Source organism: Streptosporangium sp. DT93, from assembly GCF_049844535.1.
Taxonomy (GTDB): Bacteria; Actinomycetota; Actinomycetes; order Streptosporangiales; family Streptosporangiaceae; genus Streptosporangium.
Genome location: NZ_JBNCLF010000020.1, coordinates 53134 through 65813 on the forward strand (window position 1 = coordinate 53134; position 12680 = coordinate 65813).

Genomic DNA, 12680 nt, shown 5'->3' on the forward strand with positions numbered 1-12680 from the left:
GCCCGCGGCACTCTCAGCGCGGCGTGCGGTGGTGCGGGGAGAGCAGCTCCGCCAGCTCCTCCTCGACCTCCTGGCTGGCGACGAACATCAGCTCGTCACCGGCCTCCAGCGGGTCGTCGGCGGTGGGCACCAGCACCCGGCCCTCGCGCAGGATCGCGACCAGGGCGGTGTCGTCGGGCCAGGGCACCGAACCGGCGCGCTGGCCGACGACCGGCGCGTCCTCGGGCAGGGTGAGCTCGACCAGGTTGGCCTGCCCCTGACGGAAGGTCATCAGGCGCACCAGGTCGCCGACGCTGACCGCCTCCTCCACCAGCGCGCTGAGCAGGCGCGGCGTCGAGACGGCCACGTCCACGCCCCACGACTCGTTGAACAGCCACTCGTTCTTGGGGTGGTTGATCCTGGCCACCACCCGGGGCACCCCGTACTCGGTCTTGGCCAGCAGGGAGACCACAAGGTTGACCTTGTCGTCGCCGCTGGCGGCGACGACCACGTGGCAGTCGGCCAGGCCCGCCTCGTCCAGCGAGGAGATCTCGCAGGCGTCCGCGAGCAGCCACTCCGCCCTCGGCACCGTGTCGATCTTGATGGCCTTGGGGTCGATGTCGACGAGCAGGACCTGGTGGCCGTTCTCCAGGAGCTCGGCGGCGATCGAGCGGCCGACCGCCCCCGCGCCGGCGATGGTGACGCGCATCAGTGCTCCTCCTCGGGGCCAGAGGACAGCACCTTGCTGATGCGGTCCATGTCGGTCTCGACCGCCAGGACGTGCAGCACGTCGCCCTCCTGCAGCACCGAGTCGGTCCGGGGCAGCAGGGTCTCGCCCATCCGGTTGACGAACGCCAGGCGGGTGCCCGCGGCGGCCTCCAGGGCCCTCGCGGGGGTGCCGACCCAGCCGGGGTGGTAGGCGACCTCGGCCAGCACCACGCGCCCGCTGGGGTCGCGCCAGAGCGGCTCGGCCCCCTCCGGCAGCACGCGGCGCAGGATCTGGTCGGCGGTCCAGCGGACCGTGGCCACGGTGGGGATGCCCAGCCGCTGGTAGACCTCGGCGCGCCGGGAGTCGTAGATCCTGGCCACCACGTTGTCCACGCCGAACGTCTCCCGGGCGACCCTGGCGGAGATGATGTTCGAATTGTCGCCGCTGCTGACCGCCACGTAGGCGCCCGCGGCCTCGATGCCGGCCTCCTCCAGGACGTCCCGGTCGAAGCCGATGCCGGTCACCCTGCGACCCCGGAACCCCGCCCGCAGCCGGCGGAACGCCTGCGGGTCACGGTCGATGATCGCGACCGAGTGGCCGCTGTCCTCCAGGATGTGCGCCAAGGTCGAACCCACCCGGCCACACCCCATGATCACGATATGCATGCTCCCCCGCCGGTCGCTGTGAGGCGGATCTTGTTCCCGATGTACTCAGCCAGTATGGCCCGCTCCGGGAGTGCCGCGTCGGCCGCCCCGAGATTAGGGACTAGCATCGGCAGACGTGTCGAAGGTGACGGACCTTGTCAAACGCCTGTTCATCGGGCGAGCACTGCGCAGTACGCAGCTGCACGAGCAATTGCTCCCCAAGCGCATCGCGCTGCCGGTCTTCGCGAGCGACGCGCTCTCCTCGGTGGCCTACGCCCCCCAGGAGATCCTCGTCATCCTCTCCCTCGCGGGGGTGTCCTTCTACCACTTCAGCCCCTGGGTCGCCCTGGCCGTCGTGGTGGTCATGCTCACCGTGGTGGCGTCGTACCGGCAGAACGTGCACGCCTACCCCAGCGGGGGCGGCGACTACGAGGTCGCCACCGTCAACCTGGGCCCCAACGCCGGCCTGACCGTGGCCAGCGCCCTGATGGTCGACTACGTGCTGACCGTCGCGGTGTCGGTCGCCAACGGCGTCGACTACGTGGGCGCCACCATCCCCTACGTCGCCGAGCACAAGCCGCTGGTCGCGATCATCATCGTGGTGCTGCTGACGCTGGTGAACCTGCGGGGCATCCGCGAGTCCGGCGCGGCCTTCGCCGTTCCCACCTACGCCTTCATGTTCGCCGTCCTCGGCCTGGTCGCCTGGGGCGGCTTCCGGGTGCTCGTGCTGGGCGACGAGCTGCACGCCCCCACCGCCGACTACGAGATCATCGCCGAGCAGTCCAACGTCACCGCCTTCGCCGCGGCCTTCCTGATCCTGCGCGCGTTCTCCTCCGGCTGCGCCGCGCTCACCGGCGTCGAGGCGATCAGCAACGGCGTCCCCGCCTTCCGCAAGCCCAAGAGCAAGAACGCCGCGACCACGCTGCTGATGATGGGCCTGGTGTCGGTGACGATGTTCATCGGGATCATCTCCCTCGGCCTGGCCTCGGGGGTGAAGGTCGCCGACCCCGCCGTGGCCTCGCGGGACGTGCTCATCGGGGGGGTGCCGGCCGGGCCCGACTACTACCAGCAGCCGATCATCGCCCAGGTGGCCGACGCGGTCTTCGGCGGCGGCTCGCTGCCCTTCTTCGCCATCTCCGCCGTCACCGCGCTGATCCTGTTCCTGGCGGCCAACACCGCCTTCAACGGCTTCCCGGTGCTCGGCTCGATCCTGGCCCAGGACCGCTACCTGCCCCGCCAGCTCCACACCCGGGGCGACCGGCTGGCCTTCTCCAACGGCATCGTGCTCCTGGCCGCCGGGGCCTGCCTGCTGCTGTGGGGGTTCGAGGCCGACGTCAGCCGCCTGCTCAACCTCTACATCGTGGGCGTCTTCGTGTCGTTCACGCTGAGCCAGATCGGCATGGTCCGGCACTGGACCCGGCACCTGGCGACCGAGGAGGACCCCGGCGTCCGGCACCGGATGCACCGCTCGCGGACCATCAACTTCTTCGGCGGCGTGATGACCGCCGTGGTGCTGGTGGTCGTCCTGGTCACCAAGTTCACCCACGGGGCGTGGATCGTCTGCGTGGCCATGCCGGTGCTGTTCCTGATGATGAAGGGCATCCACGGGCACTACGAGAACGTCGCCCGCGAGCTCGCCGTCGACGAGGACACCCAGCTGACCGCGTCGATGCTGCCCGCGCGCAACCACGCCATCGTCCTGGTCTCCAAGGTCCACAAGCCGACCCTGCGCGCCCTCGCCTACGCCCGTGCCACCCGCCCCTCCAAGCTGGAGGCGATCACCGTGGGGGTCGAGGGCCCCGAGGCCAGGGCGCTGCAGGAGGAGTGGGAGCGGCGCGGCATCCAGGTGCCGCTGAAGATGCTCGACTCGCCCTACCGCGAGATCACCCGGCCCATCCTGGAGTACGTCAAGTCACTGCGCCGCCGCTCCCCGCGCGACGTGGTGAGCGTCTACATCCCCGAGTACGTCGTGGGCCACTGGTGGGAGCACCTGCTGCACAACCAGAGCGCGCTGCGGCTCAAGGGCCGCCTGCTCTTCCAGCCCGGCGTCATGGTCATCAGCGTGCCCTGGCAGCTGCACTCCTCCGACCGGCTCAAGGGCCGCCCCGAACCCTTCGCCCCGGGCTCGGCCCGCCGCGCCCGCCCGGACGCGGCGCTCCTGAACGCGACCGGCCACGACGGGGCCGGTCCCGACACGGCCGGTCCCGACACGGTCCGGGACGAGGACGTCAAGGCATAACCTTTCGTATGCGCTCGTGAGAGCGAGGAGGCTCGACCGACGACGAATTCTGGGGGCAGCGGCCAATGGCGATCGAACTGACGGTGGGACCGGTTGCGCACGGTGGCTGGTGCGTCGCCCGTCACGACGGCCGGGTCGTCTTCGTACGCCACGCCCTGCCCGGCGAGCGCGTCATGGCCGAGATCACCGAGGAGACCTCCCGGTTCCTGCGGGCCGACGCCGTGGAGATCCTGGAGGCCTCGGCCGACCGGGTGACCCCGCCGTGCCCGTTCGCGGGCCCCGGCCGCTGCGGCGGCTGCGACTGGCAGCACGCCTCCCTGGAGGCCCAGCGCCGCCTCAAGACCGACGTGGTGGCCGAGCAGCTCTCGCGCCTGGCCGGGATCGACTGGAAGGGCACCGTCGAGGAGGTCCCCGGGGCCCCCGACGGGCTCGGCTGGCGTACCCGCGTCCAGTTCGCCGTCGACCGCGAGGGCGGCCTGGGCCTGCGCCGCCACCGCTCCCACGACATCCAGCCGGTGGACGCCTGCCTGATCGCCCACGCCGAGGTGGAGAACGTCGGTGCCGAGATCATGAACTGGCGCAACGCCTCGTCGGTCGAGGTCATCGCCTCCAGCACCGGCGACCAGGCGGTCGTGATCGCCCCCAAGCCCCGGCGCACGGTGGCGGTGCCCGACATCGACACGAGCGTGGCGGTCTTCGTCGACGAGGGCAAGGGCCGCAGCCGCGTCGTCCACGGCCGCAACCACCTGGTCGAGCGCGTCGGCGAGCGCGACTTCCAGGTGACCGGCAGCGGTTTCTGGCAGGTCCACCCGGGAGCGGCGGCCACCCTGCTGGAGACCGTCCTGGAGCTCGCCGCCCCCCGGCCGGGGGAGTGGGCGCTGGACCTCTACTGCGGCGTCGGCCTGTTCGCCGCCGGGCTGGCCGAGGCCGTCGGTCCCGAGGGGGCCGTCTACGGGGTGGAGTCGGAGTCGGTCGCCGTCCGCGACGCCGAGCGCAACCTGCGCGACCTGCCCCAGGCCCGCTTCGCCAGGGGCCGGGTGGAGAACGCCCTGGAGCGGTTCGGGATCGAGCGCGCCGACCTGGTCGTGGTCGACCCGCCCCGCGCGGGCCTCGGCCGCGACGTCGTCGCCGGCCTGGCCGGCCTGCGGGCCACCCGGATCGTGTACGTCTCCTGCGACCCGGCGACCCTCGCCAGGGACCTGGCCTGGTTCGCCGAGCGCGGCTACCCCCTCGCCGACCTGCGCGCCTTCGACGCCTTCCCGATGACCCACCACGTGGAGTGCGTGGCCCTGCTGACCGGAGAGCCGACCTAGGCCCGTCGCCGCCGGCGCGACGCCAAGATATCAGCCTTTACTTATATAAGTGCAGGCCGGTACGATCTCCGTCGTGCACGCGTTCGACATCCTCGGCGATCCCGTGCGCCGGCGCGTTCTGGAACTGCTCGCCGACGGCGAGCGGACCTCCGGGGCGATCACGGACGTCATCCGGGCCGAGTTCGCCGTCTCCCAACCGGCCGTCTCCCGGCATCTGCGCGTGCTGCGTGACAGCGGGTTCGCATCGGTGCGGGCCGAGGGCCCTCGACGGTTCTACGCCGTCGAGCCCGCGCCGCTGAGCGAGGTCGACGCGTGGCTGGACCGGTTCCGCCGGTCCTGGGAACAACGCCTCGACGCCCTGGGGACGGATCTGGCCCGGGGCGGGCGTGCACGCCCGCCCCGGGCCGGTGGGGAACCCACCCGGCAGGCCGGCTCCGGCACCGGTACGGGCAGAACCGAACCACCACCGAAGGAGGCATGACATGAGAGACGTACTGGACGAGCTGGCCGCCGTGCGCCGGGCGATGGGCAGCGGTACGGTGCCCGCCGGCGAGGCGTACACCGTGGAGCTGCGGCGTCGGTACGACGCGGAGATCGACGACGTCTGGGACGCCGTCACCGACCCCGAGCGGCTGAGCCGCTGGTTGAAGCCGGTCACCGGGGACCTTCGGCCCGGCGGGAAGTTCGAGCTGGACGGCGGTGAGCACGGCGACATCCTCCGGTGCGAGCCGCCGCGCCTGCTCAAGGTGTCCTGGCTCTACGGACCGGACGCCGACGCCTGGCCCGGCACGAGCGAGGTGGAGGTGCGCCTGGCCCCGGGCCCCGCCGGCGACACGGAGCTCGAACTGATCCACGCGGCGGTCGTCGGGGAGCCCTCCTTCCCCACCTTCGGCCCGGGCGCCGGCGGCGTCGGCTGGGACCTGGCTCTGCTCACCCTGGCCCGGTTCCTGGCCGACGGTGAGATCGCCGGCCACGAGGAGTTCGAGAAGTCACCCGAAGGACGCGAGTTCAGCCGGCGCAGCGCCGCGGCCTGGGGCCGGGCTCACGCGGCCGCCGGCGGCGAACCGGAGCACGTCGCGGCCGCGGTCGAGGCCACCACCAGGTTCTACGCACCCGACCCGGCCTGATGTCCCCGCCGCGGCGGGCCGACCGGCGCCCTCGGCGCTCGCGCCCACGACTCGCGCCCACGACGAGAACGAGGAAAGGAACGACGCGACCGTGAAGTACACCGTCTCCGTCGAGATCGCCCTGCCGCGGGAGAAGACGGTCCGGCTGCTCGCCGACCCGGAACACCTGCCGAAATGGCTGCGGGGCCTGGTGCTGCACGAGCCGCTGAGCGGCGAGCACGGGCGGCTCGGCACCACGTCGCGGGTCGTGATGCGGGCGGGTGGGCGGGAGATCGAGTGCGTCGAGACCATCACACGCCGGGAACCGGCAGACCCGCGCGAGATCCCGAGGACGAGCGTCGTCCGCTTCGACCGCGAGATCGTCGGCGAGGGCATGTGGAGCGCCGTGCGCGACCGGTTCACCGAGGCCGGCCCGGAAAGGACGCTCTGGGAGGTCGAGAACGAATACCGGTTCAGCGGTTTTGCGATGAAACTGGTGGGACTTCTGATGCCCGGCGCCTTCCGCAAGCAGTCGCGACAGCACCTGCAGGACTTCAAGGCGTTCGCCGAGCGGGGGAGGGACGTCCGCGAGGCGACGGATTGATCCGCCGCAACCGGTCAGGCCTCTGACGGTGTGACGTGTTGATCTTCCCCTCGTTCGTGGATGACCGCCGGTCCGTACGCGGCGAGGAAGACCCGTACCGCGCCCTCGACGTGGTGGTCCAGCTCCGGGGCGGTGGGAGCGCGGTCGTCACCGAGCAGCATCGCCTGGTTGACCGGCGCGGACATGACGAGCCAGTTGAACTGGGTCGCGGCGGTGACCGGGTCGGCGACCCGCAGCGCGCCCCGGGCGTCGAGGCCGGCGAACGCCTCGGCCAGCGCCGCGATCGTCCGCCCGGGACCGCGTTCGTGGAAGGCGCGGCCCAGCTCGGGGAAGCGGGAGGTCTCACCGATCACCAACCGGCGAAGCCGGACGACGCGCGGGCGCAGCACGAGCGCGAGCTGCCGCCGGGCCAGCTCGCGCAGCTCCGCCTCGACGTCTCGCGTGCCCTCCAGGCCGGACACCGCGTCCTGGACGGCCTGGCAGGCCTCGTCGACGACGGCGGCGACGATCTCCAGGAACAGCCGCCGCTTGTCGGTGAAGTGCTTGTAGACGGTCGGCTTCGACACCCCGGCGACCGCGGCCACCTCCTCCACGGTGGTGCCCAGGTAGCCGTTGCGCAGGAACACCTCCGTCGCGGCGTCGAGGATGGCGCGATGCTTGCGGTCGGAGCGGTTCTCACCCATCGCGCAAGACTAAACTGAACGGTGTAGTTTGTCGCAATGGCTTTCACCGACGAAGAGATCGCGTACCTGCGCTCGCAGCCGCTCGGACGGCTGGCGACCCTCGGCGAGGGCGGGCAGCCCGACGTCGTACCCGTGGCCGTCGAGTTCGACGGGACCTTCCTGTGGGTCGGCGGTGCCGGCACCGTGCGCGGCACCCGCAAGTTCCGCAACATCGCCTCCGGAAACCACAGGGTGGCACTGGTCTTCGACGACCTCGTGTCGCTCGAACCGTTCGTCGCCCGCGGCATCCGCGTGTACGGCGACGCCGAGCAGCCCTTCGAGCGGGTCGGCATGGTCGGCCCCGGCACCTACCTGCGCATCACGCCGACCGTGTCGTGGAGCTGGAACCTCGCGGGTGAGCCCGCCGGCGAGGAGTGGTACCCGTCGAACAGGACCGTGCACTGACCGCGCCCGCGGATCCCGTGGGGGAGGACGTCCACGACGACCGCTCGGCGCGTACGTGACGGCGGTGGTCCGGATCCGGTTCGGCGCGGTCGCGACGGATGTCCGGTGCGCCAGGTCACCGCCTGGCCGGAGAACCTCCTCGCGAGGTCGCGGGCCCCTTTCCGTCGCCTCCGTCTCCCGGCGACCCCGCCCACGTCGTGCGGTCGCGATCGTGCGGGCCGTTCTCGTTCCGCGGCGTGCCGAAGCCTGCCGCCGTGGTGGACTGGAAGGGATACTGGTTATACTTGTGGGAAAAGTATGATTGGTTGGAGTAGGCTGTGAGCCCAGAGGAGTTGCCGCCCGCCCCGGGGAAGTTCGCCGCCACGGTGAGAGTCGGGGAGAAGGGGCAAATCGTGATCCCCAAGGGAGCGCGGGACCTGTTCGGGATCCGGCCCGGGGACACGCTGCTGCTGCTCGCCGACGCTGAACAGGGGATCGCGATCGTGCGTCAGGACGTCTTCGACCGCTTCGTCGACCAGGCGATGCCTCAGGCCGCCGGGGCGCCGCCCGCCCCGAAGGAGGAGGACACCGAACGAGGAGGCCGGCAGTCATGAGCGTCGTCGAATGCGAGGACGTGGTGCGCCGGTTCGGCGACGTCACCGCCCTCGACGGTGTGTCGTTCCAGGTGGCCGAGGGCGAGGTCTTCGGCCTCATAGGACCCAACGGGGCGGGCAAGACCACGCTGCTGAACTGCGTCGAAGGACTGGACCGGCCGACGTCCGGGCGCATCAGCGTGCTCGGCCGTCACCCGATCGCCGACCGGCACGAGCTGACCCGGCTCACCGGTGCGCAACTGCAGAGCGCGGCGCTGCCCCCGCGCATCACCGTGGAGGAGGCGATGCGCCTGTTCTCGGCCCTCTACGACGACCCGGTCCCGTGGCGGGAGCTCCTGGCGACGCTGGGGATCGACGGCAAGCGGCGGACCAGGGTCGATCGCCTCTCCGGAGGTGAGCGCCAGCGGGTCTTCATCGCCCTGGCCCTGCTTCACGGGCCCAGGGTGGTGTTCCTCGACGAGCTGACCACCGCGCTGGACCCGCAGGCGCGCCTGGCGATGTGGGAGGTCGTCGAGGCGGTCAGGGATCGGGGGACCACCGTGGTGCTCACCACGCACTACATGGAGGAGGCCGAGCACCTGTGCGACCGGGTGGGCATCATCGACCACGGCCGGCTCATCGCGCTGGACACCGTGCCCGCGCTCATCCGTGAGCACGCGGGAGACGCCACGGCGCGCCTGGTCCTCACCCGGCAGGCCCCCGCGGGGCTGGAGCTGGAGCTGGAACGGATCGACACGGTCACCGCCGCGCAGCCGGACCGGAAGTATCTGACGGTGCAGGGCACCGGCGGCTTCCTGCAGGACGTCCTCGGCGATCTGACCGCCCGCGACATCCGGATAGCCGACCTGCGTGCCACCTCCCCGGGACTGGAGGACGTGTTCCTCAACCTCACGGGCCGCCACATGCGTACCGGGGCGCGGTCGTGAAGGGCTACGGGGCGCTCTCCGCCACCCTGCTCCGCTCGCTGCTGCGGGAACCGGTCGGCCTGTTCTTCGCCGTCGTCTTCGCCCCCGCCCTCGTGCTCATCCTCGGCTTCGTCTTCGACGACGGCCCCGACCCCGCCTTCGGCGGGCGCAGCTTCATCGAGGCCACCCTCCCGGCGTTCCCCTCCCTGGTGCTGGCGATCACCGGCGTGCTGCTGGTCCCGGTGAACCACCTGACCCTGCGCGAAAGCGGTGCCCTGCGCCGGCTGCGACTCACCCCACTGCGGCCGGTCACCTTCATCGCCGCGGACCTGACCGTGAACTTCGTGATCGGCATGATCAGCATGATCGCGGCGCTCGCCGTGGGATGGCTCGCCTTCGGTGTCGCCCCGTCCGACAACCTCGCCGCGGTGCTGACGGCCGCGGCCCTGGGACTGATCGCCTTCCTCGCGCTCGGCTACGCGCTCGCCGGAATCTATCCGTCCGCCGGAGCGGCCACCGGGATCGGCAACCTGCTCATGCTCGTGCTCATGATCTCCTCGGGGGCCTTCGTCCCCCTCGCGACCATGCCCGACGGCGTACAAAAGATCATGAACTTCTCCCCGGTCCGGCACTTCGCCGATCTCGTGAAGGGCCTGTGGGAGGGAGACGCGTGGTCGACCCTGCTGCTCCCGACCGGGGTGCTCGGCGCCATGATCGTCGTGTTCGGCGCCCTGGCGACGGTCTTCTTCCGCTGGGAACGAAACTGACCACCGCGACGGGGAGACCCGGCAGGCCCGGCCACCCACCCTCCGCCCCCCGTCGGCCACGTCCTCGCCGATCGGCCTGGATTCGGGAACCGGCGAGTCTGTCGTAGACCTTGGTCGTCCGCCTGGCTGAGCAGGTACGCCGTACGGCGCAATCGCTCATGGCTGTGACGCCGGGGTTGTGGAACGCCTCGAGCGCGAGCCGGTGGAGCATCCCGAGGCCGGACGTCCAGCCTCGGGTCCGGGACGCCTTCCCTGACCGGATCGACTCGGTCATCGGGGGTGTCAACTCGGTCGTAGCAGTTCGACGAGCTCTGGGGCGATTCCCGGGAATTTCCGGTCCGCGGTGAGCAGCGCGTCGGCCCTCATCTCGCGGGCGGTCGCGATGATGAGGGCGTCCGGCACGCGAATCGTCAGATCCGTGGCCCTGAGCAGGGCCGCGCTCTCGGCCGTCGCCTCGTCCACTCCGACGATCCGATCGATGACGGCGACCCGGAACGTTTCGAGCGTCCTCTCGGCCGCGACACCTTTGCGAACCACACCTACTCGCAGTTCACCCCAAGTGATCACGGAGATGGCGAACGAGGCCGCTTTGTCGTCCCAGCGACGGACGGCCTCACAGGCGCGGCCGTGCAGCACGTCATCGGGATCGAGCAGGCCGACGATGACATTGGTGTCGAGCATCACGGTCGGCACCGTCACCCCCAGCTCTCGCGACTCGCCTCGACGTCCACGTCCTGGCTGAAGCCCGGGATGGTGCCGATCACGTCGTCGAGACGGCTGCGGTGTCGCCGGATGATGATCTGGCCGCCCTCCTCGGCGATGTCGACCGGGTCTCCCGCGTGGAGACCGAGCTTGCGCAGCACCGCAGCCGGCAGGGTGACCTGGTTCTTGCTGGAGATGCGCGCCGGTCCTGCACGCCTGGCACGCGTCCTCCTACCGTGCTCCATGACCTTTACTTTGACCATCACGGGTAAAGGTTAAACGCGGTCACACATGGTGTGCGGGTGATTTCAGAAAGTTATCGCATGTCGTCGGTGCCGGTCGACCAGGATGGCCGGAGACGGCCGCGCCGGGACCGTTCCCGCGGGCGCGAGACCGGTATCGGCAACGATCGACATCGTTCTTGCCGCTGGGGCGGCCCCGTGCCCTCGGAAATACTCCGGTGTTCATGAGGTGCGTTCGGAGTGGCTGTCCGAACGGGTGGTCGGGTCCTTCGCGACCCCGGGCGAGACCGGCGGTCACGCGAATCCCTCATGGGCTTCGCATGCGCGGAGCAGAAAATCTACATTGTAAAGGACGGGGTTTCGGTTCAGACCGTGGAAGAAGGTTCAGGATCTAGGACGTGGCGGGGTCGGGTACGGAGCGCGTCTCCAGGCGTTCGTACCGCTGCCGGGCGGCCTGAGGTGTGCTCAGTCCCAGGCTGAACGCGATGTCCTGCCATGTCATCCCGCGGCCACGCGCGATCTTCAGCAGGGCGAGTTCCGTCGCGTCGAGCTCCGCCCGTGCCTGCGGCACGAGGGTCAGCGCGGCCGTCAGGTCGGTGGTGTCGATCTCCGGCTCGCCGGGCTCGGCGGGGGCCGCGCCGCCCGCCATGGCGGCGACCAGCCGCACCACCTCGTGGGGGGACGGCACCGCCGGGTGAACCTGCCGGGCCCGGCGTTCGGGGGTGTCCGCGTGCCGGTCGGCGAGGCGCATCAGGGCGGCGTAGGTGCGCTTCGAACGCTGTGCCGCCGGGTCGGGAGGGGTGAAGAGGTTCTCGTCGGACATGAATGCATCATTGCGGGAAAACAGTTTGTTTTCAACTTTTTGTTCAAACGCGTGTGGGCGTCCCGCGTGTGAGTGCTCGGGGTGGACTCCCGGAAGGGCCTGGGGAGGCCGCGAGGGCTCCGGATCTCTACGGCTCCAGGGCTCCGGGGCCTCGGGGCCTCGGGGCTTCGGGACCTGAGGGGGCGGGCTTCGGAGGGTCCAAGGGGTCGCGAGCCCGGGGAATCGGAGGGCCGGGGGTCCAAGGGCTCCGGGGGCTCCGGGCTTCGGGGTGAAGTGCTGGTGGCGGCTCACCGAGTGGTTGTGGTGCTGGGGCGGGGATGTCGGCCACGCGTGCACCGGTCGCCGACGCGAAGAGTGCGTACCGCCCGCGAGAGCCGCCGCATCGTCAGTCCTTGTGGCCGAGGAACCGGGCGCCCAGTCGGACGGAGTGCCCTTTTCCATTACAGGTACGGCATTTGCCGAACGCCCCCTTGAAGGTCGTAGAATTCGACTCTTTTGATTTGTTGCAGGCCTTGCAGCGCATATACGGGTGAAACTTGCAGGAGATGAGATAAAGGATCGTCAGGATGACGGCGATGGCCAGGACGGGGTTGACCGCCAGGTCGGTCGCCCCCTGCTGCGCCAGGGGGGCGACAGGGAGAGGTGAGATGGAATGCACGCGACCAGATTTACACGGGAGAGAATGGGGCGTCAGATGTTTTCCCGTGCTGCCTTTTTGATATGGCGCGTTCTGCGCTGATATGTCGATATGCAGACGCCCGCGCCGACGCCCACGGCCATCCCGGCCAGCAGGCCCGCCGGTGCTCCCGAGCCCATGCCGACCAGGATTCCCCCGGCCAGGCCCGCCGCCAGGCGCGCGAGCACGCCCGTGACCGGATGCGCCGTCACGTGTGTACGGGAGCCGTGGATCCGCGCACCGCCCGGAGC

Annotated in this window: 17 protein-coding genes; 9 read left to right on the forward strand and 8 right to left on the reverse strand. The window is 70.6% G+C overall.

Annotated elements, in window-relative coordinates:
* Positions 1–13: 13 nt before the first annotated feature.
* Positions 14–688 (reverse strand): potassium channel family protein, encoded by a 675-nt coding sequence (locus ACLQ2R_RS32435; protein ID WP_386248229.1) that lies wholly within the window; start codon positions 686–688, stop codon positions 14–16.
* On the reverse strand, positions 688–1353 hold the full coding sequence (locus ACLQ2R_RS32440; RefSeq protein WP_425965082.1) for a potassium channel family protein: 666 nt from the start codon (positions 1351–1353) through the stop codon (positions 688–690). Before ACLQ2R_RS32440 ends, ACLQ2R_RS32435 begins: the two co-directional genes overlap by 1 nt.
* A 115-nt stretch (positions 1354–1468) precedes the next feature.
* Between ACLQ2R_RS32440 and ACLQ2R_RS32445 the strand changes: the two genes are divergently transcribed.
* From ACLQ2R_RS32445 to ACLQ2R_RS32465, 5 genes are all read left to right on the forward strand, one after another.
* Complete coding sequence (locus tag ACLQ2R_RS32445; RefSeq protein ID WP_425965084.1) at positions 1469–3571, forward strand: APC family permease; 2103 nt, start codon at positions 1469–1471, stop codon at positions 3569–3571.
* 65 nt (positions 3572–3636) lie between these two features.
* Positions 3637–4884: a class I SAM-dependent RNA methyltransferase gene (locus tag ACLQ2R_RS32450; RefSeq protein WP_425965086.1), complete on the forward strand. Its 1248-nt coding sequence runs from the start codon at positions 3637–3639 to the stop codon at positions 4882–4884.
* Positions 4885–4957: 73 nt separating this feature from the next.
* Positions 4958–5365, forward strand: a complete 408-nt coding sequence (locus ACLQ2R_RS32455; RefSeq protein WP_425965088.1) for an ArsR/SmtB family transcription factor — start codon at positions 4958–4960, stop codon at positions 5363–5365.
* A 1-nt stretch (position 5366) separates the two neighbouring features.
* Positions 5367–6011, forward strand: a complete 645-nt coding sequence (locus ACLQ2R_RS32460) for an SRPBCC family protein (protein WP_425965090.1) — start codon at positions 5367–5369, stop codon at positions 6009–6011.
* A 91-nt stretch (positions 6012–6102) separates the two neighbouring features.
* The gene (locus tag ACLQ2R_RS32465) at positions 6103–6594 is read left to right on the forward strand and encodes an SRPBCC family protein (RefSeq protein ID WP_425965092.1); all 492 of its coding nucleotides are present in this window, start codon (positions 6103–6105) and stop codon (positions 6592–6594) included.
* Positions 6595–6608: 14 nt separating this feature from the next.
* On the opposite strand, the gene ACLQ2R_RS32470 is transcribed toward ACLQ2R_RS32465, so the two are convergent.
* Positions 6609–7277, reverse strand: coding sequence for a TetR/AcrR family transcriptional regulator (locus tag ACLQ2R_RS32470; protein WP_425965094.1), 669 nt, complete (start codon positions 7275–7277; stop codon positions 6609–6611).
* A 36-nt stretch (positions 7278–7313) separates the two neighbouring features.
* On the opposite strand from ACLQ2R_RS32470, the gene ACLQ2R_RS32475 reads away from it, so the two are divergent.
* The 4 genes from ACLQ2R_RS32475 to ACLQ2R_RS32490 all read left to right on the forward strand — a co-directional run bounded on the left by ACLQ2R_RS32475 (position 7314) and on the right by ACLQ2R_RS32490 (position 9986).
* The gene (locus tag ACLQ2R_RS32475) at positions 7314–7721 is read left to right on the forward strand and encodes a PPOX class F420-dependent oxidoreductase (RefSeq protein ID WP_386248142.1); all 408 of its coding nucleotides are present in this window, start codon (positions 7314–7316) and stop codon (positions 7719–7721) included.
* A 365-nt stretch (positions 7722–8086) separates the two neighbouring features.
* Positions 8087–8314 (forward strand): AbrB/MazE/SpoVT family DNA-binding domain-containing protein, encoded by a 228-nt coding sequence (locus ACLQ2R_RS32480; RefSeq protein WP_425965194.1) that lies wholly within the window; start codon positions 8087–8089, stop codon positions 8312–8314.
* Positions 8311–9240, forward strand: coding sequence for an ABC transporter ATP-binding protein (locus ACLQ2R_RS32485; RefSeq protein WP_425965096.1), 930 nt, complete (start codon positions 8311–8313; stop codon positions 9238–9240). Before ACLQ2R_RS32480 ends, ACLQ2R_RS32485 begins: the two co-directional genes overlap by 4 nt.
* The gene (locus ACLQ2R_RS32490) at positions 9237–9986 is read left to right on the forward strand and encodes an ABC transporter permease (protein WP_425965098.1); all 750 of its coding nucleotides are present in this window, start codon (positions 9237–9239) and stop codon (positions 9984–9986) included. The genes ACLQ2R_RS32485 and ACLQ2R_RS32490 overlap by 4 nt, the downstream gene beginning before the upstream one ends.
* A gap of 282 nt (positions 9987–10268) precedes the next feature.
* Here the strand turns inward: ACLQ2R_RS32490 and ACLQ2R_RS32495 are convergent, their stop codons facing one another.
* From ACLQ2R_RS32495 to ACLQ2R_RS32515, 5 genes are all read right to left on the reverse strand, one after another.
* On the reverse strand, positions 10269–10667 hold the full coding sequence (locus ACLQ2R_RS32495) for a type II toxin-antitoxin system VapC family toxin (protein WP_425965196.1): 399 nt from the start codon (positions 10665–10667) through the stop codon (positions 10269–10271).
* Positions 10668–10681: 14 nt separating this feature from the next.
* Positions 10682–10933 (reverse strand): AbrB/MazE/SpoVT family DNA-binding domain-containing protein, encoded by a 252-nt coding sequence (locus tag ACLQ2R_RS32500; protein WP_425965100.1) that lies wholly within the window; start codon positions 10931–10933, stop codon positions 10682–10684.
* Positions 10934–11321: 388 nt separating this feature from the next.
* Positions 11322–11753, reverse strand: a complete 432-nt coding sequence (locus ACLQ2R_RS32505; RefSeq protein ID WP_425965102.1) for a DNA-binding protein — start codon at positions 11751–11753, stop codon at positions 11322–11324.
* 385 nt (positions 11754–12138) lie between these two features.
* The gene (locus tag ACLQ2R_RS32510) at positions 12139–12411 is read right to left on the reverse strand and encodes a hypothetical protein (protein ID WP_425965104.1); all 273 of its coding nucleotides are present in this window, start codon (positions 12409–12411) and stop codon (positions 12139–12141) included.
* Positions 12412–12443: 32 nt separating this feature from the next.
* The gene (locus tag ACLQ2R_RS32515) at positions 12444–12641 is read right to left on the reverse strand and encodes a hypothetical protein (protein ID WP_425965106.1); all 198 of its coding nucleotides are present in this window, start codon (positions 12639–12641) and stop codon (positions 12444–12446) included.
* Positions 12642–12680 lie beyond the last annotated feature (39 nt).

Coding starts and splice junctions, on each gene's coding strand:
- ACLQ2R_RS32435 (WP_386248229.1), bottom strand. CDS start 688: ATGCGCGTCACCATCGCCGGCGCGGGGGCGGTCGGCCGCTCGATCGCC.
- ACLQ2R_RS32440 (WP_425965082.1), bottom strand. CDS start 1,353: ATGCATATCGTGATCATGGGGTGTGGCCGGGTGGGTTCGACCTTGGCG.
- ACLQ2R_RS32450 (WP_425965086.1), top strand. CDS start 3,637: ATGGCGATCGAACTGACGGTGGGACCGGTTGCGCACGGTGGCTGGTGC.
- ACLQ2R_RS32460 (WP_425965090.1), top strand. CDS start 5,367: ATGAGAGACGTACTGGACGAGCTGGCCGCCGTGCGCCGGGCGATGGGC.
- ACLQ2R_RS32470 (WP_425965094.1), bottom strand. CDS start 7,277: ATGGGTGAGAACCGCTCCGACCGCAAGCATCGCGCCATCCTCGACGCC.
- ACLQ2R_RS32475 (WP_386248142.1), top strand. CDS start 7,314: ATGGCTTTCACCGACGAAGAGATCGCGTACCTGCGCTCGCAGCCGCTC.
- ACLQ2R_RS32485 (WP_425965096.1), top strand. CDS start 8,311: ATGAGCGTCGTCGAATGCGAGGACGTGGTGCGCCGGTTCGGCGACGTC.
- ACLQ2R_RS32495 (WP_425965196.1), bottom strand. CDS start 10,667: ATGCTCGACACCAATGTCATCGTCGGCCTGCTCGATCCCGATGACGTG.
- ACLQ2R_RS32500 (WP_425965100.1), bottom strand. CDS start 10,933: ATGGAGCACGGTAGGAGGACGCGTGCCAGGCGTGCAGGACCGGCGCGC.
- ACLQ2R_RS32505 (WP_425965102.1), bottom strand. CDS start 11,753: ATGTCCGACGAGAACCTCTTCACCCCTCCCGACCCGGCGGCACAGCGT.